The 24,504-nt window shown below is 70.4% G+C and carries 23 protein-coding genes; 15 read left to right on the top strand and 8 right to left on the bottom strand.

The genetic code is table 11. The annotated features are described in order from the left end of the window. The first annotated feature begins 41 nt into the window (after window positions 1–41). Window positions 42–647 carry a MarC family protein gene (locus IEZ15_RS01690; protein WP_093897497.1) on the top strand — a complete coding sequence of 202 codons (606 nt, stop codon included), beginning with the start codon at window positions 42–44 and terminating at the stop codon, window positions 645–647. 77 nt (window positions 648–724) lie between these two features. Here IEZ15_RS01690 and IEZ15_RS01685 read toward each other — a convergent pair whose 3' ends face one another. After that, window positions 725–877 (bottom strand): DUF8834 family protein, encoded by a 153-nt coding sequence (locus IEZ15_RS01685; protein WP_189273575.1) that lies wholly within the window; start codon window positions 875–877, stop codon window positions 725–727. Between the two features lie 221 nt (window positions 878–1,098). Between IEZ15_RS01685 and IEZ15_RS01680 the strand changes: the two genes are divergently transcribed. Beyond that, a complete protein-coding gene (locus IEZ15_RS01680) occupies window positions 1,099–1,986 on the top strand; it encodes an NYN domain-containing protein (RefSeq protein WP_093897496.1) in 888 nt (295 codons plus the stop codon). Between the two features lie 17 nt (window positions 1,987–2,003). Here IEZ15_RS01680 and IEZ15_RS01675 read toward each other — a convergent pair whose 3' ends face one another. Together IEZ15_RS01675 and IEZ15_RS01670 are read right to left on the bottom strand one after the other, a co-directional pair. Continuing rightward, the gene (locus tag IEZ15_RS01675; RefSeq protein ID WP_114246496.1) at window positions 2,004–2,852 is read right to left on the bottom strand and encodes an alpha/beta fold hydrolase; all 849 of its coding nucleotides are present in this window, start codon (window positions 2,850–2,852) and stop codon (window positions 2,004–2,006) included. 131 nt (window positions 2,853–2,983) lie between these two features. Next, entirely contained in the window at window positions 2,984–4,837 is a 1,854-nt protein-coding gene (locus tag IEZ15_RS01670) for a DEAD/DEAH box helicase (RefSeq protein WP_189273573.1), read from the bottom strand. 474 nt (window positions 4,838–5,311) lie between these two features. Between IEZ15_RS01670 and IEZ15_RS01665 the strand changes: the two genes are divergently transcribed. After that, complete coding sequence (locus tag IEZ15_RS01665; protein ID WP_114249287.1) at window positions 5,312–6,046, top strand: ferritin-like fold-containing protein; 735 nt, start codon at window positions 5,312–5,314, stop codon at window positions 6,044–6,046. Window positions 6,047–6,096: 50 nt separating this feature from the next. On the opposite strand, the gene IEZ15_RS01660 is transcribed toward IEZ15_RS01665, so the two are convergent. The 4 genes from IEZ15_RS01660 to IEZ15_RS01645 form a co-directional block, all read right to left on the bottom strand. Further along, window positions 6,097–6,366, bottom strand: coding sequence for a hypothetical protein (locus tag IEZ15_RS01660; protein WP_189273570.1), 270 nt, complete (start codon window positions 6,364–6,366; stop codon window positions 6,097–6,099). Between the two features lie 216 nt (window positions 6,367–6,582). Beyond that, entirely contained in the window at window positions 6,583–6,810 is a 228-nt protein-coding gene (locus tag IEZ15_RS01655; RefSeq protein WP_189273568.1) for a DUF3107 domain-containing protein, read from the bottom strand. Between the two features lie 142 nt (window positions 6,811–6,952). Continuing rightward, entirely contained in the window at window positions 6,953–7,594 is a 642-nt protein-coding gene (locus IEZ15_RS01650; RefSeq protein ID WP_030915445.1) for a TetR/AcrR family transcriptional regulator, read from the bottom strand. Between the two features lie 168 nt (window positions 7,595–7,762). Continuing rightward, the gene (locus tag IEZ15_RS01645; protein WP_189273566.1) at window positions 7,763–7,978 is read right to left on the bottom strand and encodes a hypothetical protein; all 216 of its coding nucleotides are present in this window, start codon (window positions 7,976–7,978) and stop codon (window positions 7,763–7,765) included. A 109-nt stretch (window positions 7,979–8,087) separates the two neighbouring features. Here IEZ15_RS01645 and IEZ15_RS01640 point away from each other — a divergent pair, with 109 nt between their 5' ends. From IEZ15_RS01640 to moeZ, 12 genes are all read left to right on the top strand, one after another. Continuing rightward, window positions 8,088–9,050: an alpha/beta fold hydrolase gene (locus IEZ15_RS01640; protein WP_114246500.1), complete on the top strand. Its 963-nt coding sequence runs from the start codon at window positions 8,088–8,090 to the stop codon at window positions 9,048–9,050. A gap of 8 nt (window positions 9,051–9,058) precedes the next feature. Then, a complete protein-coding gene (locus IEZ15_RS01635; protein ID WP_189273564.1) occupies window positions 9,059–10,315 on the top strand; it encodes a DUF3152 domain-containing protein in 1,257 nt (418 codons plus the stop codon). A gap of 166 nt (window positions 10,316–10,481) precedes the next feature. Further along, the gene (locus tag IEZ15_RS46965; protein WP_322110005.1) at window positions 10,482–10,577 is read left to right on the top strand and encodes an Ms4533A family Cys-rich leader peptide; all 96 of its coding nucleotides are present in this window, start codon (window positions 10,482–10,484) and stop codon (window positions 10,575–10,577) included. 228 nt (window positions 10,578–10,805) lie between these two features. Next, complete coding sequence (locus tag IEZ15_RS01630; protein WP_189273562.1) at window positions 10,806–12,530, top strand: ABC transporter substrate-binding protein; 1,725 nt, start codon at window positions 10,806–10,808, stop codon at window positions 12,528–12,530. 2 nt (window positions 12,531–12,532) lie between these two features. Then, window positions 12,533–13,516 (top strand): ABC transporter permease, encoded by a 984-nt coding sequence (locus tag IEZ15_RS01625; protein ID WP_189273560.1) that lies wholly within the window; start codon window positions 12,533–12,535, stop codon window positions 13,514–13,516. Beyond that, window positions 13,513–14,502, top strand: coding sequence for an ABC transporter permease (locus IEZ15_RS01620; RefSeq protein WP_114246504.1), 990 nt, complete (start codon window positions 13,513–13,515; stop codon window positions 14,500–14,502). The genes IEZ15_RS01625 and IEZ15_RS01620 overlap by 4 nt, the downstream gene beginning before the upstream one ends. After that, window positions 14,499–16,118 (top strand): dipeptide ABC transporter ATP-binding protein, encoded by a 1,620-nt coding sequence (locus IEZ15_RS01615; RefSeq protein WP_189273558.1) that lies wholly within the window; start codon window positions 14,499–14,501, stop codon window positions 16,116–16,118. The genes IEZ15_RS01620 and IEZ15_RS01615 overlap by 4 nt, the downstream gene beginning before the upstream one ends. A 190-nt stretch (window positions 16,119–16,308) precedes the next feature. Continuing rightward, entirely contained in the window at window positions 16,309–18,156 is a 1,848-nt protein-coding gene (locus tag IEZ15_RS01610) for a DUF3492 domain-containing protein (protein ID WP_189273950.1), read from the top strand. 85 nt (window positions 18,157–18,241) lie between these two features. After that, on the top strand, window positions 18,242–19,618 hold the full coding sequence (locus tag IEZ15_RS01605; protein ID WP_229845681.1) for a hypothetical protein: 1,377 nt from the start codon (window positions 18,242–18,244) through the stop codon (window positions 19,616–19,618). A 181-nt stretch (window positions 19,619–19,799) separates the two neighbouring features. Continuing rightward, on the top strand, window positions 19,800–20,765 hold the full coding sequence (locus IEZ15_RS01600; RefSeq protein WP_114246507.1) for an NAD-dependent epimerase/dehydratase family protein: 966 nt from the start codon (window positions 19,800–19,802) through the stop codon (window positions 20,763–20,765). Then, window positions 20,753–21,577 carry a spherulation-specific family 4 protein gene (locus IEZ15_RS01595; RefSeq protein ID WP_189273556.1) on the top strand — a complete coding sequence of 275 codons (825 nt, stop codon included), beginning with the start codon at window positions 20,753–20,755 and terminating at the stop codon, window positions 21,575–21,577. The genes IEZ15_RS01600 and IEZ15_RS01595 overlap by 13 nt, the downstream gene beginning before the upstream one ends. An 85-nt stretch (window positions 21,578–21,662) precedes the next feature. Further along, the gene (gene moeZ / locus IEZ15_RS01590; RefSeq protein WP_114246509.1) at window positions 21,663–22,841 is read left to right on the top strand and encodes an adenylyltransferase/sulfurtransferase MoeZ; all 1,179 of its coding nucleotides are present in this window, start codon (window positions 21,663–21,665) and stop codon (window positions 22,839–22,841) included. Between the two features lie 68 nt (window positions 22,842–22,909). Here the strand turns inward: moeZ and IEZ15_RS01585 are convergent, their stop codons facing one another. Further along, window positions 22,910–24,487, bottom strand: coding sequence for an alpha/beta hydrolase (locus IEZ15_RS01585; RefSeq protein ID WP_189273554.1), 1,578 nt, complete (start codon window positions 24,485–24,487; stop codon window positions 22,910–22,912). Window positions 24,488–24,504 lie beyond the last annotated feature (17 nt).

Genomic DNA, 24,504 nt, shown 5'->3' with positions numbered 1-24,504 from the left:
TCCTTCAGGTCGTTTCTCGCTCTCTCCTCGCAAGGCTCACTGTGTTCGACGTCGCTGTCTTCGGATCCCTTTTTCTCACGCTTTTTGTGATTATGGATCCCCCCGGGATCACCCCGATCTTTCTTGCCCTCACCGCCGGCCGCCCCGCAAAGATGCAGCGCAGGATGGCGCTGCAGGCGGTGGCCGTCGCCTTCGGTGTGATTGCCGTCTTCGGTGTGCTCGGCCAGCAGATCCTCGACTATCTGCATGTCTCCGTACCCGCCCTGATGATCGCGGGCGGACTGCTCCTGCTGCTGATCGCGCTCGATCTGCTGACCGGCAAGACCGACGAGCCGACGCAGACCAAGGACGTCAATGTGGCGCTCGTGCCGCTGGGCATGCCACTGCTCGCCGGGCCCGGTGCGATCGTGTCGGTGATCCTCGCGGTGCAGCACGCCGACAGCGTGGGAAGTCAGATATCGGTCTGGTCGGCGATCATCGCCATGCACATCGTGCTCTGGCTGACCATGCGCTACTCGCTGCTCATCATCCGCGTCATCAAGGACGGCGGTGTCGTGCTGGTGACCAGGCTCGCCGGAATGATGCTCTCCGCCATCGCCGTACAGCAGATCATCAACGGGGTCACCCAGGTCATCCAGAACTCCTGACGGGGCCGGCGGACACCACAGCGCCCCCGTACGGACCTTCCGTACGGGGGCGCTTCGTCTTTGAGCGTCGTGATGCGTTACGAAGCCGAGCTTTGGGCCGGGCGGATATAGATGCGCTGGCCTATGGCTGCGGCCTGCTGCACGATCCGGTTGACGGAGGCGGCGTCCACGACGGTGCTGTCCACGGCGGTACCGTCGACATCGTCGAGTCGCATGATCTCGAAGCGCATAAGGCTTCCCTTCGTCTGATCCTCCTGCTGGAGAACTACTGGGAGGACGGGTGACCCGTCCGCAAGGATGAGAGCGCCCGACACCTGTGTCCTGCGCTCCACGAGGTGTACAACGGCTTGCCTCCTGCAAACATTCCCTACGCTAAGGAAATTTTTTGGATGTCTAAGTACCAGCAGGTCACCGAGCGCGATCCGGCGACGAGGCCCGCGACGAGGCCCGAATGAACGAGGCAGAGATCCGCGAGCGCCTGGACCGCACCAACGAGTTGCTCCAGCGTGTGCTCGCCGAGGTGTCGAAGACCCCCTCGACCCACGCGATCTTCGTGGACGCGGGCTATGTGTACGCCGCGGCCGGGCTGCTCGTCACCGGCACCGAGGACCGCCGCTCCTTCGACCTCGACGCGGAAGGGCTGATCGAGGCCTTCATCGACAAGGCCCGCACGATCTTCGCGGACAGCAGGCTGCTGCGCGTGTACTGGTACGACGGAGCCAGGCGACGCATCCATACCGTCGAGCAGCAGTCCATCGCCGAACTTCCCGACGTCAAGGTCAGACTCGGCAACCTCAACGCCAACAACCAGCAGAAGGGCGTCGACTCACTCATCCGCACCGACCTCGAATCGCTCGCCCGGCACCGCGCCATCAGCGACGCGGCACTGGTCGGCGGCGACGAGGACCTGGTGTCAGCGGTCGAGGCGGCGCAGGGGTACGGGGCCCGGGTGCACCTGTGGGGCATCGAGGCGGGGGAGGGGCGCAATCAGGCCGAACCGCTGCTCTGGGAGGTCGACAGCCAGCGCACCTTCGACTTGGACTTCTGCCGCCCGTACGTCACCAGACGCCCCGTCACCACCTACGAGGACGACACCCCCGCACCCTCGCGCGAGGACGTCCGCTTCGTCGGTGCGCAGATCGCCGCTGCCTGGCTGGCCGCCCGGGGCCGCGAGTCCCTCGCGGATCTGCTGCCCGGGCATCCCTACCTGCCGGGCTCCGTCGACCAGGATCTGCTGGTCGAGGCCGAACGGTTGCTGCAGCACTCGCTGCGTGGCCACGCGCATCTGCGGCGGGCGCTGCGTGACGGTTTCTGGCAGCACCTGCAGGCGCAGTACTGAGTTCTGACGCCCGCCGCCTACAGGCTGTCCCAGAAAGAGACGAGCGCGGCCGCTGTCTGCTCCGGACGGTCCGTATTGGGGGAGTGCTCCGCGCCCGCGATGCGGGTGCGGAGCGCACCCAGCCGCTGGGCCATCTCGTCGAGCAGTGGCACCGGCCAGGTGTCGTCACGCTCGCCGGAGAGCACATGGAGGGGCAGAGGCGCGGCGGCGAGTTCGGTCACCCGGTCAGGCTCGGTCGCCAGCTGGCGGCCGGTGGCGAGCAGCTGGGCGGGCTGGTGGCGCAGCCAGCGCCGGCGCAGAGCCTCGCCGTCCGTCGCCGCGTCCTCGGGCGGGTCGAGGGCGCGCATCGCCTCCCACACCTCGGCCATGCTCAGCGTCGCGAGTGCGTCGCCGAGCATCTTCACCTTGAGCTGCTGGGCCTCGGTGACCTGTGCCGGTCCGGACGACATGAGGGTCAGCGAACGGAATGGTGAGGCGTCCAGCAGTACGGCGGCGCGGGCGATCTGCCCGCCGAGCGAGTGCCCGACCAGATGCACGGGGCCCTCGCCACCGACGCCGGGAGCGATGGCCTGCGCGAGCACATCACGGGCCAACTCGCCCTGTGCGTAGTCCTCTTGACGGGTCGTCCCCTCGGTCTCGTACTGCCCGCGACCGTCCACGGCGACGGTCCGGTACCCGGCGGCACAGAGCGGTTCGAGGAGTGCGATGAAGTCCTCCTTGCTGCCTGTGTAACCGGGCAGCAGGAGGGCGGTACCGCGCGGTGCGGTGCGCGGCGAGGCGTCCAGCACGGCGAAGTCCCCGCGCGCGGTGCGGAGCTGGCGGGCGTGGGCGCAGGGGGGCGGGACGAAGGTGGGCGGCCGACTCATGGGACGAGGTTATGTCCTCGAACGCCGGACGGGCTCGAGGATGCCCTCAAGCCCGTCCGGCGAAATCAAGCCCCTCAGGCGTTCGAGGAGCGGGGTCCGGGGCGGAGCCCGGATCGATCAGAGCTCCGTGCTCAGCTCTCGGTCCTGGCGGCAGTCGCACGCGGCGCCCGCCGCCTCCGCGGCTTCGCCTCGCCCTCGGCGGCCGGGGCCTGGGCCACAGCCTCCGTCTTCGGCTTGGCCGCCGCACGGGTGCGGCGACGCGGCTTGGTCTCCGGGTTGGGCTCGGAGATCGGCGCGATCTGGAAGTCGACCTCGTCCTCGGCAGGCTTGACGACGCGGGTGCGGCGACGCGGCTTGGTCACCGTCCTCGCCTCGGGCACCGGCTCGGAGATCGGCGCGATCTGGAAGTCGACCTCGTCCGCGACCGGCTTCACGACGGCGGCCCGGGTGCGGCGGCGGCGCGGCTTGGTCTCGGTCGCGGGCTCGGCCTCGACCTCGACCTCGGTCTTCGTGGCGACGGCGGCGGCCGGAGCCTCCACCGTGGTCACAGCGGCCTCGGCTGCGACGTCCGGGGCACCGACGCGGGTACGGCGACGGCGACGCGGCGTACGCGGCTCCGACGGGGCGTCGTCCACCTCGGTGGACGGGGCCGGCACCGCGGCGGTGGCGGCGGCGGCCTCCTCGACCGCGGAGCCGCCCCGCGTACGACGACGCTGACGCGGCGTACGCGGCGCACGCTCCTCACGGACGGCGGGTGCCGAGGACGCGGCGGAGGACTTGCGGCCGCGGCCGCCCGTCTCGCCCAGGTCCTCGATCTCCTCGGCCCGCAGACCCGCACGGGTCCGCTCGGCACGCGGCAGGACACCCTTGGTGCCGGCCGGGATGTCGAGCTCCTCGAAGAGGTGCGGCGAGGTGGAGTACGTCTCGACCGGGTCGCTGAACTTCAGGTCCAGCGCCTTGTTGATCAGCTGCCAGCGCGGGATGTCGTCCCAGTCCACCAGCGTGATCGCGATGCCCTTGGCGCCCGCACGGCCGGTCCGGCCGATGCGGTGGAGGTACGTCTTCTCGTCCTCCGGCGACTGGTAGTTGATGACGTGGGTCACACCCTCGACATCGATACCGCGGGCCGCGACATCGGTGCAGACGAGCACGTCCACCTTGCCGTTGCGGAACGCGCGCAGTGCCTGCTCGCGCGCACCCTGGCCCAGGTCGCCGTGGACTGCGCCGGACGCGAAACCGCGCTTCTCCAGCTGCTCGGCGATGTCGGCGGCCGTGCGCTTCGTACGGCAGAAGATCATCGCGAGTCCGCGGCCGTTGGCCTGCAGGATGCGGGAGACCATCTCCGGCTTGTCCATCGAGTGGGCCCGGAAGACATGCTGCGAGATGTTCGCGACGGTCGCGCCCTCACCGTCGGGCGAGGTGGCGCGGATGTGCGTCGGCTGAGACATGTAGCGCCGCGCGAGGCCGATGACGGCGCCCGGCATGGTCGCCGAGAACAGCATGGTCTGCCGCTTCGGCGGAAGCATGGTGATGATCTTCTCGACGTCGGGCAGAAAGCCCAGGTCGAGCATCTCGTCGGCCTCGTCGAGGACGAGTGCGCGGACGTGCGAGAGGTCGAGCTTGCGCTGCCCGGCGAGGTCGAGCAGTCGGCCCGGGGTGCCGACGATCACATCGACGCCCTTCTTCAGGGCCTCGACCTGCGGTTCGTACGCGCGGCCGCCGTAGATCGCGAGAACGCGGACGTTACGCACCTTGCCGGCGGTCAGCAGGTCGTTGGTGACCTGCTGACAGAGCTCGCGGGTGGGCACGACGACCAGCGCCTGCGGCGCCTCGGTCAGCTGCTCAGGCTCGGCCCGGCCCGCCTCGACGTCCGCGGGGACGGTGACGCGCTCCAGCAGCGGCAGGCCGAAACCGAGGGTCTTGCCGGTGCCGGTCTTGGCCTGGCCGATGACATCGGAACCGGAGAGCGCGACAGGGAGCGTCATCTCCTGGATGGGGAACGGGGACACAATGCCGACGGCCTCAAGGGCCTCGGCCGTCTCGGGAAGAATCCCGAGTTCTCGGAACGTAGTCAGGGTGCTGCCTCTTCTGTGAGACGCGGTCCGAGGCGAACGCTGGGGGTCGTACCGTGCCGGGGTTGGTCATCCGGCCGTGGATGGGCCGGGTGGCGCGGGACCACTGCCGTCGCTCGAGCGCTCGTGCCGCTGAGGGGGCCCCTCATCTGCGGTCGTACGTGGCGTACGCCCCGCGTGGAGGGCTGTCGGGTCGGAGCCGATCGGGCCACCGACCGGGCATCCTCAATTTCGTTCACGCCGCAGGTACATCCAAAATACTCAGTAGCGCAATACCACTGTACCCCGGATTCGCGCATGTGTGTTGGGCGAATTCATTGGAACAGTGCGATGTCACTGGCTGACCAGGCCCTTCCGTCCCCCGTCGCGCGGGCTATTCTGCGCTTCATGGAGACGCCTGACAACGCCAATGAAACCCCCGCGCTCACCGGAATCGCCGCCCAGGACTGGGCCACGGCATCCGCGGAGCCGCAGTACCGAGCAGCGGTCGTGGACCTGCTGGGAGCACTTGCGTACGGGGAGCTGGCGGCCTTCGAGCGGCTCGCCGAGGACGCCAAACTCGCGCCGACGCTGGCCGACAAGGCGGAGCTGGCAAAAATGGCCTCCGCCGAATTCCATCACTTCGAGCGGCTGACGGACCGGCTGACCGCGATCGAGGTGGAGCCGACGGGTGCGATGGAGCCGTTCGCCAAGGCGCTCGACGACTTCCACCGCCAGACCGCGCCGTCGGACTGGCTGGAGGGCCTGGTCAAGGCCTATGTCGGCGACTCGATCGCCAGTGACTTCTACCGTGAGGTCGCCGCCCGGCTCGACTCGGACACCCGCTCCCTCGTCCTCGCCGTGCTCGATGACACGGGGCACGGCAACTTCGCCGTCGAGAAGGTGCGTGCCGCGATCGAGGCCGACCCGCGGGTCGGCGGGCGGCTCGCGCTGTGGGCGCGTCGGCTGATGGGCGAGGCGCTCTCGCAGGCACAGCGAGTGGTGGCCGACCGCGACGCACTGTCGACGATGCTCGTCGGGGGTGTGGCCGACGGGTTCGACCTGGCGGAGGTCGGGCGGATGTTCTCGCGGATCACCGAGGCACACACCAAGCGGATGGCCGCGCTCGGGCTCGCCGCGTAGTCGGTTCACCGGGGCCGTCCGGCGACCGTTTCCGCAGGTGCCGGACGGCTTCAGGCCGCCGCTGATCGGCTCAGGCGGTGGTTGCCGGGGCGGACCAGCAGCGAGAGCGTCACGGCCCCGATCAGCACCGCGCCGATCAGCGTGGCCACGGCGTGGTCCGGGCCCAGCACCGAGTGCATGAGAAACACACCGAACAGCGCTCCCAGAGCGCCGGTGGCGAAGACGGCGCGGCGGGACGGGAGCCGGTGCGGCAGCGAGCGGAGCGCCACCCAGGCGAGGGCGAGTCCGAGCACGACGGAGCCGAGGAATTCCAAGATCACAGATGATCACCTCGCGAGTTGCGGGGCGGGTAAATCGGTCGTTAGCCGTACTACCCGAGGGCTGCGGACCGCAACCCTCCTTGAGCAGGGTTCACGCAGGAATCGCCCGGCTGACGGAAACGCGGACGCGGGCCGAAAAGCGGGCCGGAACGGAAAGCGGCCCGGTGGGGAATTCCCACCGGGCCGCTGCCACGGTCACCGCTTCGAGCGTGCTGCCTACAGCGTGCCGAACCCCACGCGGCGCGTGCTCGGCTCGCCGATCTCCACGTACGCGATCCGGTCGGCCGGCACCAGGACCTTGCGGCCCTTCTCGTCCGTGAGGCTGAGCAGCTGCGCCTTACCGGTGAGAGCCTCGGCGACCGTGCTCTCGACCTCTTCGGCGGAAAGCCCGCTCTCCAGAACGATCTCCCGGGGCGTGTGCTGCACCCCGATCTTGACCTCCACGGCTATGTCCCTCCGACGGTCAGTCCCTGCGCGGTGAACCGCGCCGTACGCAGCACACATTAGCCCGCTGAGGGGATCCGCCAGCGGTCGGTGGGCAACGCCCGCAGCGAACACGGGCGCCGACCGCACCCGGCGGCTTCCGTCAGTGCTGATCGATGCCGTGCAGCGGGAAGCCCGCGATGCCCCGCCAGGCCAGCGAAGTGAGCAGTTGCACCGCCGTGTCCCGCGGAATGGCGGACTGGCTGGAGAGCCAGTAGCGGGCGACCACCTGGGAGACACCGCCCAGACCCACCGCGAGCAGCATGGACTCGTCCTTGGACAGTCCCGTGTCACCGGCGATGACGTCGGAGATGGCCTCCGCGCACTGCAGCGATACCCGGTCGACGCGCTCGCGCACCGCGGGCTCATTGGTCAGGTCCGACTCGAAGACCAGCCGGAAGGCGCCGCCCTCGTCCTCGACGTATGCGAAGTACGCGTCCATCGTCGCGGCGACGCGCAGCTTGTTGTCGGTCGTCGACGCCAGTGCCGTGCGGACGGCCTGGAGCAGCGACTCGCAGTGCTGGTCGAGCAGGGCCAGATAGAGCTCCAGTTTGCCCGGGAAGTGCTGATAGAGCACCGGCTTGCTGACCCCCGCCCGTTCCGCGATGTCGTCCATCGCGGCGGAGTGGTAACCCTGCGCCACAAATACTTCCTGCGCGGCGCCCAGCAGCTGGTTGCGTCGGGCGCGGCGAGGCAGTCGAGTGCCCCGCGGGCGCGCCGCCTCGGTCTGCTCGATGGCTGTCACGCCGCCTCCCAAATTTGTGATCGGACACAGCTTTTCCGTGCACGCTGCGCCATACAGCCATCGTACTTTTGGGTAACCCGGGTGTGCGCGGCGCGGACGCAGAATTTCACGGACCGGACGGCTGCGGTAGCCACAGATTCGTCGACCGATGGGGCAAAGCGGGGCGTATCAGCGATAATCATCTTCATCCTGTGTGACAACACGAGCCTGCTCCGCCGCATCGGCCTCATTGGCACTGTCCCGGTCGATGTCCGTGAGCGGTTCGTCCCGCCGCTGCTGGAGATCGGCCTGCTGCTCGGCGGCGTCCGCCCGGGGTGTCTCCTGGTCCGGTTCGTCCGGCTGGATGTCCTCGAAGGTCTCCGGGTCGCTGGGGTCGACCGTCATGGTGACTCCCTTCCTTGCTTCGAGCCTAGGAGCTACCCCTGCAAGCCGCTATGCGGTGTGTGACCGCGAACACATGAACCGCGGTGTGATCGTCTCGTAACATTGCCGCATGTCTTCGACCGAGCTGCCGGGCCACCGCGCCGCCACCGCGGTGGCCCCCACGGTGAGCGCCGTCAGGGTCGCGGAGGGGGAGGGGTTGCGCTCCGTCGCGCTGCCCGGACTGACGCTGACCGTCCGATCCCGGCCGCCGCAGCGGACCGGGCTGCCGCCCGCGCTCTACGTGCACGGGCTCGGCGGCTCCTCGCAGAACTGGTCGGCGCTGATGCCGCTGCTCCAGGACCTGGTGGACGGCGAGGCGGTCGACCTGCCCGGTTTCGGTGACTCGCCGCCGCCGGACGACGGCAACTACTCGGTCACCGGGCATGCCCGTGCCGTGATCCGGTTCCTCGACGCGGGGGAGCGCGGGCCCGTCCATCTGTTCGGCAATTCGCTCGGCGGCGCCGTGGCCACCCGGGTTGCCGCGGTCCGCCCCGACCTGGTGCGCACCCTCACCCTCATCTCGCCCGCGCTCCCCGAGATCCGGGTGCAGTGGCCCGCCGTACCGACCGGACTGCTCGCCGTTCCGGGCGTCGCAACCCTGTTCGCCAGGATGACCAGGGACTGGACCGCGGAAGAGCGCACGCGCGGCGTCATGGCACTCTGTTACGGCGATCCGGCGCGCGTCTCCGAATCGGGCTTCCGTGAAGCGGTGGCCGAAATGGAGCGCCGGCTGGAGCTGCCGTACTTCTGGGACGCGATGGCGCGCTCGGCACGTGGCATCGTCGATGCGTACACGCTGGGCGGGCAGCACGGACTGTGGCGCCAGGCCGAGCGGGTGCTCGCACCGACCCAGCTCGTGTACGGCGGACGGGACCAGCTGGTCTCGTACCGGATGGCACGCAGGGCGTCCGCGGCCTTCCGCGATTCGCGGCTGCTGACACTGCCCGACGCGGGGCACGTGGCGATGATGGAGTACCCGGAGGCGGTCGCCCAGGCGTTTCGGGAACTGCTCGACGAACGCGGCGGGAGCTGATCCGGGGCATGGGACGACATAGTCGAAAGGGCCCCGAACCCACGGGGCCCGATATCGAGGCCGCCGTCGCGAATACGGCCGGTGATCGCGAGGGCGTGCGTCCGGGGCCGGGCAGTGGGCGACGCCGGAGGTCGGCCGACACACCGGCCGGTGCGGACGGACACGCCCCGTTCCGGCAGACCGGCCACGTCCGCGGCGGTCACCCCGAACAGCGTGAACCCGGCGGCGGCTGGGGGACCGGGCCGCAGCAGGCGGTGCCCCGGCGTCAGCAGCAGGCCGGTACCCGGCCACAGGTACCGGGACCGCGGCGCGAGTTCGTCGAGGCGTTCGATGCGCCGCCCGCACCCCCCGCGCCCCGTGGGCCTTCCGTCCCACCGGCCGGTCCGTACAGCTCGGTCGGCGAGTGGGACGAGCAGCCACCGCACAGCGCCGCCGACGCGCCGACGCCCGCCAAGGACGGCAAGGGCGCCAGGGGCCGCACCTTCACCGGCATCGCGGCCGCCGCGGTGACCACCGTGCTCGCGGTGGTCGTGGCCGGGCAGGTCGCCCACGACAACGGCGGGACCAGTGCCGCGCAGCCCGCGGGCGTCGACCGGGACGGCACCGACGGCGCTTCCCGCTCGGACGACCGGCCGACCCCGAAGGTGGCGCAGGTCAAGTCCCTTTCGTATGCGGAGAAGATGGCCAAGGCGTATCCGCTCTCCCCGAAACTCCATGGGTCCGGGAAGTTCGAGGCGGTTCCGGGTACGGCGAAGGCCCCGGGCGGGGGCCACAAGTACCGCTACCGGATCGATGTCGAGCAGGGCCTCGGACTCGACGCCTCGCTCTTCGCCCGGGCCGTCCAGGAGACGCTCAACGACGACCGCAGCTGGGCGCACGACGGTGCCATGACGTTCGAGCGGATCTCCTCCGGTGACCCCGATTTCGTGATCACCCTGGCCAGTCCCGGCACCACCGGGGACTGGTGCCGGAAGTCGGGCCTGGACACGACCGAGGACAACGTCTCGTGCGACTCCGCGGCAACCGAACGCGTGATGATCAACGCCTACCGCTGGGCGCAGGGGTCGTCGACGTTCGGCCCGGACAAACTCCTCGCCTACCGCCAGATGCTGATCAACCATGAGGTCGGTCACCGGCTGGGGCACGGCCATGTGAGCTGTGGCACGCCGGGAGCCCTCGCTCCGGTGATGCAGCAGCAGACCAAGTCCCTGGACATCGACGACATCAAGTGCCGGCCCAACGCCTGGGTGTATCCGGGCAGTTGAATCGAAAAGGGCCGGGCCGGGAGGTGTGCCGGGCCGTCTCGTCGATCGAGCCGGGCTCCGCCGTCATCTGCCGGTCGGCGCGTCCACGCCCCATTCTGTCTGCATGTCGAGATGGTTGTCTCATTCTGCGTTGACATCTCCTGGGCGGTGATCCATATTTCTCGGCATGTCACGCAGCCCCGTCACCCCCGAACGCGCCGCCATAGAGCTGGCGCTCATCGGCGTGACCGGGCACAGCGTCGCCGACATCCACTGTTGCTGACGCCTGCCCGAGCGCGCGTCGGCCCTCTGTCCGAGCCCTGAACCGGCCCGGACGACCATGCACGACTGCCGCGTCTGGGCGCACTCCGTCCGCAGGCGCGACAGTCTCAGTGTTCCGGTCATCTTTTTCCCTGTGCCGACCGGTTGTGTGCACTCGCTCTCGTTGCTGCCTGCACGGAAATTCCCTCCGTTCTTTTCTTCAGGCAGTACTCCGAGAGGTCACCTTCCGATGCGTCAACCGTCCGTCATATCGCGCCGCGTGGCAGCGGCCGCCGCAGTACTCGTCGTGGCCGCGGGTGCCGCGGCCTGCGGGCCCCAGGACAGCAAGGACAGCGACGGCAATTCCGGCGCAGCGGGCACGCCCAGGAAGGGCGGCACGCTCACCGTCCTCAACAGCAAGCCGCAGGAGGACTTCGACCCCGCCCGGCTCTACACCTCCGGCGGCGGCAACGTCCCGTCCCTCGTCTTCCGTACGCTCACCACCCGCAACCGGGAGGACGGCGCGGCCGGCGCGAAGGTCGTCCCCGACCTGGCGACCGACCTGGGCACGCCCAGCAAGAACGCCACCGTGTGGACATACACCCTCAAGGACGGCCTGAAGTACGAGGACGGCACCGCGATCACGAGTGCCGACATCAAGTACGGCATCGAGCGCTCCTTCGCCGCCGAGCTCTCCGGCGGTGCGCCCTACCTGCGCGACTGGCTGATCGGCGGGGCCGACTACCAGGGCCCGTACAAGGACAAGAAGGGCCTCGACTCGATCGAGACGCCCGACGCGAAGACGATCGTCTTCCACCTCAACAAGCCGGAGGGTGAATTCCCCTTCCTGGCCACGCAGACCCAGACGACCCCGGTGCCGAAGGCCAAGGACAAGGGCACCAAGTACGAGGAGCACCCGATCTCCTCGGGGCCGTACAAGGTCGTCAGGAACGAGGGCGACGGCGAGCGCCTCGTCCTGGAGCGCAACCCGCACTGGTCGGCCGCGACCGACGAGGAGCGCAAGGCCTACCCCGACCGGATCGACGTGCGCTCCGGGCTCGACTCCGCCGTCATCAACCAGCGCCTCTCCGCATCGCAGGGCGCCGACGCGGCCGCCGTCACCACCGACACCAACCTGGGCCCGGCCGAACTCGCCAAGGTCACCGGTGACAAGAAGCTCGCCGCCCGCGTCGGCACCGGCCACTTCGGCTACACCAACTACATCGCCTTCAACCCGAAGGTGAAGCCGTTCGACAACCCGAAGGTGCGCCAGGCGATCTCGTACGCCGTCGACCGCTCCTCCGTGGTCAACGCAGCCGGCGGTTCCTCGCTCGCCGAACCCGCCACCACCTTCCTCCCCGACCAGAAGGCCTTCGGGTACACCCCGTACGACCACTTCCCGGCCGGGAAGTCCGGCAACGCCGCCAAGGCCGAGGAACTGCTGAAGGAGGCCGGCTACCCCAAGGGGCTGACCGTCACCCTCACGCACTCCAACGACAAGGACTTCGCCACCAGCCCGGAGATCGCCACCGCTCTCCAGGAGGCGCTGAAGAGGGCCGGCATCACCGTCAAGCTCCAGGGCCTGGAGAGCAACGACTACTCCGACACGGTCTACAACGTGAAGAGCGAGCCCGGCTTCTTCCTCGGCGGCTGGGGCGCCGACTGGCCGTCCGGCGGTCCGTTCTTCGCACCGATCTTCGATGGACGTCAGATCGTCAAGGCCGGGTACAACTTCAACTCCGCCCAGCTGAACGACCCCGCGGTCAACAAGGAGATCGACGAGATCAACCAGCTGACCGACCTGAGCGCCGCCGCGAAGCGCTGGGGCGCGCTCGACGAGAAGGTCGGTGAGCAGGCACTGACCGTGCCGCTGTTCCACCCGGTCTACAAGCGCCTGTACGGCGAGGCCGTCAAGAACGTCGTGATCAGCGACTGGACCGGTGTGCTCGACATCTCGCAGGTCGCGGTCAAGTAACCATGGCCGAAGCTCTACTGGCCGAGGAGGCGGGGGCCGTCAAGGCCCCCGCCTCCGGGGCCCATCCGTTCTGGCGGCGGCTGCGCGCCCGGCGCGCAGCCCTCGTGGCGGCCGTCGTCGTCGCCCTGCTGGTCCTGATCGCGCTCGCCGCACCGCTGCTCGCGGGCATCGAGGGCCAGGACCCCACCACGTACCACCCGGATCTCGTCGACTCCGCCACCGGCGGGGTGCCGCTCGGCTCCTTCGGCGGGATCAGCGCCGAGCACTGGCTCGGCGTCGAACCGCTCACCGGACGCGATCTGTTCGCACGCGTCGTCCACGGGGCACGGGTCTCGCTCGGTGTCGCGCTCGCCGCCACCCTGCTCCAGGTGATCATCGGGGTCGGCGTCGGCCTCGTGGCCGGGCTCGGCAACCGCTTCGTCGACCAGGCGCTCAGCCGGGTCACCGACGTCGTGGTCGCGCTGCCCGTCATGGTGATCGCGCTCGGCGCGCTCGCCGTCGTCCCCACGGGCTTCCCGCGCCCGGTCCTGATCGCCGTGATCATCGGCCTGGTCGGCTGGTCCGGCATCTCGAAGATCGTGCGCGCCCAGACGCTCGCGCTGAAATCGCTCGACCATGTCTCCGCCGCCCGGCTCAGCGGCTGGGGCTCCTGGCAGATCGCCAAGCGCGAACTGCTGCCCGCACTGGCCGCGCCCGTCATCACGTACGCCGTGCTGCTCTTCCCGGCCGACATCGTCGTCGAAGCGGCCCTCTCCTTCCTCGGCGTGGGCATCAAACCGCCCACGCCGTCCTGGGGACAGATGCTCAGCGACGCCGACACCTGGTACCAGGCGGCGCCCACCTATCTGCTGATCCCCGCCCTGCTGCTCTTCGTCACCGTGCTGGCGCTGACCGTCCTCGGCGAGGGCGTACGCACCGCACTCGACCCACGCGCCGAGTCCCGGCTGCGGATCGGCACCGGCCGGAAGAAGGAGGCCGACGCGTGAAGTGGTTCCTGCTCAGACGCCTCGGCGGGGCGCTCTTCGTGCTGCTCGCGCTCAGCATCGTCGTCTACGCGGCCTTCTACGTCGCCCCCGGCAACGTCGCACAGATCGCCTGCGGTCCGCGCTGCTCGCCCGCGCAGGTGGCACAGGTCAGCGGACAACTGCACCTGGGCGACCCGTTGTACATGCAGTACGCGCACTTCCTCCAGGGTCTCTTCGTCGGCCGCGACTACTCGACCGGAACCGGGGTGCTGCACTGCCAGGCGCCCTGCCTGGGGCTCTCGTACCAGAGCGACCAGCAGGTCACCGAGCTGATTCTGGCCAAGCTCCCGGCGACCGCCTCGCTCGCCGTCGGCGCCTTCGTGCTGTGGATGCTGCTCGGTGTCGGCACCGGGCTGCTGTCGGTGTGGCGGCGCGGCCGGCTGACCGAGCGCATCCTCACCGGGATCACTCTGGCCGGCATGGCCACACCGGTCTTCGTCATCGGCCTGCTGTTGATCATCATCCTGGTCACGGCGCTCCAGATCCTGCCGTTCCCGGACTATGTGCCCCTCACCGAGAACCCCGAGCAGTGGGCCTGGAACCTGCTGCTGCCCTGGATCTCGCTGGCGCTGGTGTCCGCGGCCCCGTACGCCCGGATGACCCGGGCCTCGATGCTGGAGACCCTGGCCGAGGACCATGTACGCACCTTCAGGGCGTACGGCGTCAGCGAGCGGGCGCTCGTGGGGCGGCACGCGCTGCGCGGTGCGCTGGCGCCGGTGATCGCGCTCGGCGCACTGGACATCGGCTCGATGTTCGGCGGCGCCGTACTCACCGAATCCCTCTTCGGGATTCCGGGGGTCGGCCGCGAACTCGTCGACGCCGTGAAGCACGTGGATCTTCCGGTGGTCGTCGGTCTGGTGCTCGTCACCGGATTCTTCGTCGTCCTTGCCAATGCCGTCGCGGACATTCTGCAGGCGATGGCCGACCGACGGGTGGTGCTGGCATGAGCCTGGTCGAAGTCTCCGATCTCTCGATCTCGTTCGGCGACGTACGCGCGGTGGAGAAGCTGTCGTTCTCGCTGGAGGCCGGCGGCGCACTCGGCGTCGTCGGCGAGTCCGGCTCCGGCAAGAGCGCGTCGGCGTACGCCCTGCTCGGACTGCACCGGGGGACCGGGGCCAGGGTCGACGGCTCGATCCGGGTCGCCGGGGTGGACGTGACCGCGGCGGACGACGCGGAACTGCGTGCTCTGCGGGGCGCGAAGGCGGCGATGGTCTTCCAGGACCCGCTGTCCTCGCTGGACCCGTACTACGCGGTGGGCGACCAGATCGCCCAGGTGTACCGGGTCCACAACCGCGCCTCCCGGCGGCTGGCGCGGGCCCGGGCCGTCGAGGTGCTGGACCGGGTCGGGATTCCCGACGCGGTACGACGCTCCCGGTCCCGGCCGCACGAGTTCTCCGGCGGGATGCGGCAACGGGCACTGATCGCGATGGCCCTGGCCTGCGAACCCCAGCTGCTGATCGCCGACGAGCCGACGACCGCCCTGGACGTCACCGTCCAGGCCCAGATCCTGGACCTGCTGCACAATCTGCGGCGGGAGACGGGCATGGGGTTGCTGCTGGTCACGCATGACGTGGGCGTGGCGGCCGAATCGGTCGACGAGGTACTGGTCATGCAGTCGGGGCGGGCGGTGGAACGGGGGCCGGTGGGCGAGGTGCTCGTGGCGCCGCGCGAGCCGTACACGCAGACTCTGCTGGCGGCGGTGCCGCGCATTCCGGCCCGCCCGGCGGCCTCGGACGAGAAGCCGGCCGCGGACAGGGGCGAGGTATCCGTCAATGGTGAGGAACTCGTCGGGACCGAGCCGCTCGTCGAAGCCGTCGACGTCCGGCAGGTGTTCGGCAGGGGCAAGTCCACCCTCGCCGCCGTCGACGGTGTCTCCCTCACGGTCCGGCGCGGCGAAACCCTCGGCATCGTCGGCGAGAGCGGCAGCGGAAAGACCACCCTCGGGCGGATGCTCGTCGGACTGCTGGAGCCCACCTCCGGGCGGCTCACCCGTCGGGCCCGGGTGCAGATGGTCTTCCAGGACCCCGTCTCCTCCCTCAACCCACGCCGCTCGATCGGCGAATCGGTCGCCGACCCGCTGCGGGCTTCCGGGGAGCGCGACGAGGCCGTGATCCGGGCCCGGGTACGGGATCTGCTGAAGCGGGTCGGGCTCGACCCCGAGCAGTACGACCGCTACCCGCACGAGTTCAGCGGCGGACAGCGCCAGCGCGTCGGGATCGCACGGGCGCTGGCCGCCGAGCCGGAACTGATCGTCTGCGACGAGGCCGTCTCCGCACTCGATGTGACGACCCAGGCCCAGGTGACCGCCCTGCTGGCGCAGTTGCAGCGGGAGCTGGGGCTCGCCCTGGTCTTCATCGCGCACGACCTCGCCGTCGTACGGCAGGTCAGCGACCGGGTCGCCGTCATGCGACGGGGCCGGATCGTCGAGGAGGGTGAGGTGGACCAGGTGTACGGAGATCCCCGGGACCCGTACACCAAGCAGCTCCTGGCGGCCGTTCCCGCGCTCGATCCGGTGCTCGCGGCAGTGCGCCGCGCAGCCCGCAAGGAGCTGGCCGCTGCCTGACCCTGCGTGACCGATGGCTCCCATAGCGCGACAGAACGCTACCGGGGCGGGAAAGTTACGACGGTTCACCCCTTTCGGTGGCGCGACGGACAACCGTCCGTCGCGCCACCGGCGTATCCGCTTACGGTCGTCCCGCTGTGAGTCGCCGTTCCGACGGCGGCCGACCACAAGGGAGATCGGGGGTGTGCTCGTGCGGATCGGACTCCTCACCGACGGTGGTTATCCGTATGCGACCGGTGAGTCCAGACTCTGGTGCGACCGTCTGGTGCGCGGGCTCTCGCAGCACGAGTTCGATCTCTTCGCGCTCAGCCGCTCCGCCGAACAGGAAGCGCAGGGCTGGGTCCAGCTTCCGGCACAGGTCAGCCGGGTACGGACGGCGTCGCTGTGGACGGCCGACGAGGACATCCTGGGCACCCACGCCTCCAAGGGGCTGCTCGCCCGGATGGTGACGGGCGGGGGCGGACGCTCGTACGGACGGCGCGAACGACGGCGCTTCACGGCGTACTTCACGGCTCTCGCGACCTCTGTCTGCACGACGGGTGCGACGGGCGGCGAGGACGATGCCGCAGGCGCGAGCGGGGGCGCGGGTTCCGGCGAACGGAGCGAGGACGGGCGTACAGGACGTAGGGCCGCCGGCGCCGCGGACGCGCAGTTCACGGACGGCCTGTACGGACTGGCCGAACTGGCCCGCGAACACGGGGGGCTCCCAGCGGCGCTCCGCTCCGAAACCGCGGTACGCGTGCTCGAAGCCGCCTGCCGGGCCCCGGGCACCGGGCGCACCGTCCAGACCGCCACCGTCCCCGACTTCCTCGCCCTCGCCCGGGAGCTCGACCGGGTACTGCGGCCGCTCTCCCTCGACTGGTACGACGAGGAGAGCCTCGGCGCGGTCGACCTCTGCCACGCCACATCCGGTGGTGCCGCGGCGCTGCCGGGGCTGCTGGCCAAACGCTTCTTCGGGGTACCGCTGCTGGTCACCGAGCACGGCGTGCAACTGCGGGCGCACTACCTCGCAGCGATCGACACCTCCCTGAGCGCGCCGGTACGCGCCCTGCTCGCCAACTTTTACGGACGGCTCGCCACCGAGGTGTACCGGCAGGCCGCGATCGTCACTCCCGGCAACACCCACGCCCGCCGCTGGCAGGAACGGTGCGGTGCCGAGCGCGAGAAGCTGCGCACAGTTCACCCCGGCATGGAGTCCGGCCGGTTCACGGCCCTGGGGGAGAGCGGCGACAGCGGTCCCGACGACACGCTGGTCTGGGTCGGCCGGATCGAGCCCGCCAAGGACCTGATCGCGCTGCTGCACGCCTTCGCGGAGGTGCGGAAGTCCGAACCGGATGCCCGGCTGCGGATCATCGGCGCTCCGGCGCAGGGCCCGGAAGGCGCCACCTATCTCGCGCACTGCCGGGTGCTCGCCGCCCAGCTGTTCCCCGACGAGGCCACGGACGCACACGCCGTCGGCGACAACCCGGTCTCCTTCGAGGACATCGGCGGAGCCGAGGTGCCGGATCTGTCGGAGGCCTATGCGGCGGGCGGGGTCGTCGTCCTCTCCAGCGTTGTCGAAGGCTTCCCCATCAGCCTCGTCGAGGCGATGTTCTGCGGACGGGCCACGGTGTCGACGGACGTCGGCGCGGTGGTCGAAGTCATCGGCGGTACCGGGCTCGTGGTGCCCCCGCGCAATCCCAGGGCGCTCGCCGACGCCTGCCTCGCACTGCTGCGCGACCCCGAGCGCCGCGCGCGACTCGGAGCGGCGGCGCGCGCCCGCGCGCTCGAACTCTTCACCGTCGAACAGAACGTCGCGGCATTTCGCGGCATCTACCTGGAGCTGATCTCGCACGCCCCGGTGCGCAGGGAGGCCGACACGGTGAACGCCGACGGCGAACCACGCCCGTTCGCCACTCCGCCCGAGGCGCACGTCCAGGGTCCGTGGACGGCCTCGGGCCCCGCCCCGGCAGGCGCGGCCGACCGCACAGCCCGCTGGGCCGCCGAGCCCAGGACCGTCTGCGCGGGAGCGCGGGGAGCGGGTGGCGACGATGTGTGAAAAGCAACAGGGGACGGCCGGGCCGGGCCGCAGCGGTGGGCCGGGACGGTCCGACGCAGTCGGCGACGATCACGGAGGAATCACCATGGGCGGTCCGACCGAGGTGTCCGACGCACCCGCCACACCGACCACCGGCGGCAGCTGGGACCTCCGCTCGCGGGAGCTCGTCTCCGAGGGGGTCATCGAGGCCGGTCCCCTTACGGCTCCGGACGCCGAGCCCGCCTCCGCATCGAAAGCCACGGAGAAGGCGGCCACGGAGAAGACCGCCGCAGAGCAGGTTCCCGCAGAGCAGACCTCCGCAGAGGGGGCCGCGACTCCACGCGCCCCCGAGATCGCGCGCGCTGCTCCGGCGCGCAAGCTCAACGCCTCGCGCCGCGGTCCCGCCGACCCCGTGAAATCGCTGATGCACCGCCATCGCGAGCTGTGCGAGCGGGCCGTCGATCCGCTGGAGATCGCCGCCGGGCTCGAAGCCCACGGCGTCACCGACCGCGCCGCCGCCCGCTACCGGCACCGCGATGTCTTCTCGCTCGCCGAGGAGCTCTTCGCCCGGGTGCCCGCCGTGGCGGCGGCGCCCGCAACAGCGGTCCGCGCGCCGGAGCGCGACACCGAGACGCGCGCCGCCTGGTCGCTCCGCGCACTGGTGCCGGGCGCGGCCTGCATCGCGACCGTCGGTTCACTGAGGCTCACCGAGGGAGTGCTCGGAGGCCAGGGGCGGCTTGCGATCGCCCTCACCGGAGCGCTCGTCGGCATCGTCGGACTCGCCCTCAGCCTGCGCAGCGGCCCCCTGCACGCCGAAGGCCGGTCCTCGGGCACCGCCCATGTGTACGGCTGCTGGCTCCTCGGCTATGTCCTGTACGGCGAAGCGCTGCTCGACCAGGTGCTCAGCGGCGGCCCCGAAGGCCCCTGGACGCTCACTCCCGCACCGCTGCTGGGGCTGGCCCTCTCCGTCGCCCCGGCCGCTTGGTGCGCGCACCTCTTCTCCGTACACGCACACCGCAAACTCATCGGCAGCCGCGCACTGGAGGAGTTCGCCGCAGGTGTGCGCCCCCTGCTGTTCGGGGCTGTCGCACTCCACCTGTGCGTTCTCGCCGTGCTGCTCTACGTCGCGCATCTGGGGTACGGGGGCGGCGGTGCCTTCGTGGGGGCGGCCGCGCTCGGTGTGCTGCTCCTGCTGGCCCAGTTGCTGACCGTGCACGGCTTCCCCGAACCCGCCGCCGTCGGGCTCGCCTCCGCCTGCGCCCTCGAAGCGCTGGCACCCGCCCTGGTCCTGGCCGGGCGGCTGCCCGGCCTGCACTTCCTCGCCCGTCCCGTCGACGCCCTTGTCGTGGCGGCCGGCACCGGAGCCGTACCCGCCGTCGCCTGTGGCGCAGCCGCACTCGGGCTGCTGATCACCGCCACCGTCGCCCTCTCCCGGGCATCCGCCCACGCCACACCCGGCGACGAAACCCGCACCACCGCGTAACCCGCGCGACCGAAGCCGCACCACCGTTCCGCCCCCATGTACGAACCACCGGCACGGCCCCCGCGGAGCCGACGCCGCGGGTCCTTCCCCGTACCGCACCACACTTCCTCAAGGAGATACCGGACATGACCCCCCAATCCCCCGCACCGGCAGCCCGCCGTCGGCACCGAGGGGGCACGCGATGAGGGTGCTGCTGCTCGGCGCCAACGGATTCCTCGGCCGGTTCGTGGCCGACCGCCTCCTCGCCGACCCCGCCGTGCACCTCACGGCGCTCGGCCGCGGCGACGACGCCGACGTACGGTTCGACCTCTCCGGCGGCAGCCCCGGCGCGCTGACCCGCTTCCTGGACGCCGTCCACCCCGGGGTCGTCGTCAACTGCGCGGGCGCCACCCGCGGCGGGGCCCGCGAGCTGACCCGCCACAACACCGTCGCCGTCGCCACCGTCTGCGAGGCGATGCGGCGCAGCGGCTGTACGGCCCGTCTCGTCCAGGTGGGCTGTTCGTCGGAGTACGGGCCCTCGCAGCCCGGCTCATCGACCGCGGAGGACGCAATTCCGCGCCCCGGCGGCCCGTACGGCGTCAGCAAGCTCGCAGCCACCGAACTCGTCCTCGGCTCCGGCCTCGACGCGGTCGTGCTGCGGGTCTTCTCCCCGGTCGGCCCCGGCACCCCGGCCGGTTCCCCGCTCGGCAGGCTCGCCGAGGCGATGCGCCGGGCCATGCAGTCCAGCGACGGTGAGCTGAAGCTCAGCGGCCTCGGGGTGCAGCGCGACTTCGTCGACGTACGCGATGTCGCGCGCGCCGTGCACGCCGCCTCGCTCTCCGCCGCGCAGGGCGTCGTCAACATCGGCACCGGCCGCGCCGTGCGGCTCCGGGACGCAGCCTCGGTCCTCGCCCGGGTCGCCGGATACGCGGGCGCACTCCACGAGCTCGACGCGCCCCCGCCCCGGCTGCCCATCGGCGCCCCGCGCACCTCCACCGAGTCGGTCATCGAGCACCTCTCGGCGACCCCCTCCCCCTACCCGGACGGCTGCGGGGCCTGGCAGCAGGCCGACGTCCGCACCGCCAGGGACCGGCTCGGCTGGCGCCCCCGGATCAATCTGGAGGAGTCCCTCGCCGACATCTGGATGGAGGCGGCGTGCCGTATCTGACCCCCACCGAGACCGCCCGCCGGACCAGCGGTGCCGAACAGCTCGGCTTCGGCGTCCCCGGTTACGCGCATCCGCTGCTCGCCCCCACCGAATGGGCCGAGCTCACCCGCCCCGGCACCCCGCTGCACTGGGCGGTCCTCAACATCGACAACGGCCCCGGCGCCCGCCCCGATCCGCACTGTCTGGAGGCCGCGGGCCGGCTCCGCAACGCGCGGGAGCGGGCCGTGCACGGCGAAGCCCCGCAGGACGCCGTCCGGGCGGCGGGCGGCCGGCTGCTCGGCCACCTCGATCTGGCCTTGGGCAGCCGCTCCTTCGGTGAGCTGATCGCCGACGCGCAGTCCTTCCTCGACTGGTACCGCGTCGACGGTTTCTATCTCGGTCGGTGCCCGGCCGGGCGCGGCGACCTCGCGGCGGTCCGCCGTCTCACCAGCACACTCGCCACGCTCCTCGAACACGGCGACCACGTGGAGGAGCGCGGGCTGTTGGTGCTGGGACTGGGCACCCATCCGCATCCGGGCTATGCCGAGGCCGCCGACCAACTGGTCACCTTCTCCGGACCGTGGACCGACTACCGCTGGTCGCAGGTGGCCCAGTGGACCGCCGCCTATCCGCCGGAGCGGTTCGCGCACTTCGTCCACGGCGTTCCGCGCACCCACCTCGAAGAGGCCATGCGCATCGCCCGCTGGCAGGGCGCGGGCACGATCTTCTTCACGGACCGGGACAACCAACACGGACAAACGGACCCATTCGCGGCGCTGCCCAGGTACTGGGACGAAATCGTCTCGCGGATCGGACCTGATATCTCGGAATGAGAAGGGGCGTGGCAGTGTTACGGCAAGAACAACCGTACGCAGATGAAGTACGTAGAAACCGACCACCTGCATTGTTGAGGTTCCTGTGTCGCTGCCACCCCTGGTCGAGCCAGCTGCTGAGCTCACCGTCGACGAGGTCCGCAGGTACTCCCGCCACCTGATCATCCCGGATGTCGGGATGGACGGACAGAAGCGGCTGAAGAACGCGAAGGTGCTCTGTGTCGGCGCCGGCGGTCTCGGTTCGCCGGCCCTGATGTACCTGGCCGCCGCCGGTGTCGGCACGCTCGGCATCGTGGAGTTCGACGAGGTCGACGAGTCGAACCTGCAGCGCCAGATCATCCACAGCCAGGCCGACATCGGCCGCTCCAAGGCCGAATCCGCCAAGGACTCGGTGCTGGGCATCAACCCGTACGTGAATGTGGTCCTTCACGAGGAGCGGCTCGAAGCCGACAACGTGATGGACATCTTCGCCCAGTACGACCTGATCGTGGACGGCACGGACAACTTCGCCACCCGCTATCTGGTCAACGACGCAGCCGTACTGCTGAACAAGCCGTACATCTGGGGCTCGATCTACCGGTTCGACGGCCAGGCGTCCGTCTTCTGGTCCGAGCACGGCCCCTGCTACCGCTGCCTCTACCCGGAGCCGCCCCCGCCGGGCATGGTCCCCTCCTGCGCCGAGGGCGGCGTGCTCGGGGTGCTCTGCGCCTCGGTCGGCTCCATCCAGGTCACGGAGGCCATCAAGCTGCTCGCCGGTATCGGCGACCCGCTGGTCGGCCGGCTGATGATCTACGACGCCCTGGAGATGCAGTACCGCCAGGTCAAGGTCCGCAAGGACCCCGACTGCGCGGTCTGCGGCGAGAACCCGACCGTCACCGAGCTCATCGACTACGAGGCCTTCTGCGGCGTCGTGTCCGAGGAGGCCCAGGAGGCGGCGCTCGGCTCCACGATCACTCCCAAGCAGCTCAAGGAGTGGATCGACGCGGACGAGAAGATCGAGATCATCGACGTCCGTGAGCCGAACGAGTTCGAGATCGTCTCGATCCCCGGCGCCAGGCTGATCCCGAAGAACGAGTTCCTGATGGGCAACGCCCTCCAGGACCTCCCGCAGGACAAGCGCATCGTCCTGCACTGCAAGACCGGTGTCCGCAGCGCCGAGGTTCTCGCGGTCCTCAAGTCGGCGGGCTTCGCCGACGCGGTGCACGTGGGCGGCGGCGTGATCGGCTGGGTCAACCAGATCGAGCCCGAGAAGCCGGTGTACTGAGACCGACATGCCGAAGGGGCCGGTCCGCGCGCTGCGGACCGGCCCCTTCGGCATGCACACGTCCCGCGTCACGAGCAGGTCCTGCCGTCCGCGGGGACCTTCCCGTCGAGGAAGTACGCGTTCACGGTCGACGTCACACACGTGCTCTCGCCGTACGCGCCGTGCCCCTCACCCTTGTTGGTGAGCATGATGCCGACGCCCTTGCCCAGCTCGTCCGCCATCTTCTGCGCACCCTCGTAGGGCGTCGCCGGGTCACCGGTCGTACCGACCACCAGGATCGGAGCGGCGCCCGGAGCGCTTGCCTCCGGGTTGTCGTGCTCACCCTTCACCGGCCACTCGGCACACCAGCCGGCCGTGTCCCACGCCAGGAACGGGCCGAACACCGGGGACAGCTTCCGGAACTCGGGGAGCATGGTCCTGGCCTCGGCCGCCGTCGGCCGGAGCTTGCTGTCCGCGCAGGAGATGGCGCGCTGCGAGTGGTTCTGGGTGTCGTAGTGCCCCTTCTCGTCACGGCCGTTGTACGCGTCGGCCAGCTGGAGCAGCATGTTGCCGGTGCCGCCCTTCTCGGCCTCGTCCAGCGCCTGGGTCAGATACGGCCAGTTGCTCTTGGAGTAGAGCGGCATGACGATGCCGGTGATGGCCAGCGACTCGTTGAGCTCGCGGCCCGAGGTGGTCGGCAGCGGCTTGTTGTCGATCCGCTTCAGCAGCCGGGCGATGCGCTGCGTCCCGGCCTTCGGGTCCTGGCCGCGGTCCTTGAGGTAGTTCTCCAGCGCCCGCTGGAAGCCGGTCGCCTGGTTGCGGGCGTGCCCGATCGTGTCCGCGGTCGGGTCGACGACGGCGTCCAGGACGGTCCGGCCGACGTTCTTGGGGAAGAGGTGTGCGTAGGTGCCGCCGAGCTCCGTGCCGTACGACATGCCGAAGTAGGTGAGCTTCTTGTCGCCGAGCACCTCACGGATCAGATCCATGTCCCGGGCGGCGTTCGTCGTGCCGACGTACGGCAGGACCTTGCCGGAGCGGCGTTCGCAGCCGGCGCCGAAGTCCGCGCCGTCCTTCATGAACGCCGCCTCCTCCGCCGCCGTGTCCGGAGTCATGTCGACCTTCCGGTTGGCGTCCTCCGTCTCCTTGTCGGTACGGCAGTTCACCCCTGCGCTGTCCGCGACCCCGCGCGGGTCGAAGCTCACCAGGTCGTAGCGGGCGTTGAGCTTCTTGTACGAGCCGGCGGCGCGCGGCAGTATCGCCACGCCCGAGCCGCCCGGGCCGCCGAAGTTGAACAGCATCGCGCCGAGGCGCCGGCTTTCGTCCCGGGCCTTCTTGCGGATCAAGGCGATCCCGATGGTGTCGCCGTCCGGCTTCGCGTAGTCCAGCGGCACCTTGACCGTCGCGCACAGCCAGTCCCCACCGGGTGCGCTGCCGCCCGCGGGGGCCTTGCAGCTGTTCCAGTCCGGCCGCTGGGAGGTGAGGGCGGCGGGCAGCTCGGGCCTGCCGGGCTGCCCGCTCGGCGTGGACGACCGGCCGGGCGAGGACGCCGCACCGTGTTCCGTCCTCTCGGCCGGCTTGTCGTCCGTACCCCCGCCACAGCCCGCGAGCAGCCCCGTCAGCAGAAGTGCGGCGCCCGCCAGAGCCCCGGCGCGTGCGTGTCCGACCACGTGTACGTCCCTCCCCG

Source organism: Streptomyces atratus, from assembly GCF_014648655.1.
GTDB classification, from domain to species: domain Bacteria; phylum Actinomycetota; class Actinomycetes; order Streptomycetales; family Streptomycetaceae; genus Streptomyces; species Streptomyces atratus.
The sequence above is the reverse complement of the archived record's forward strand: the minus strand, read 5'-3'. Positions and strand labels throughout refer to the sequence as shown.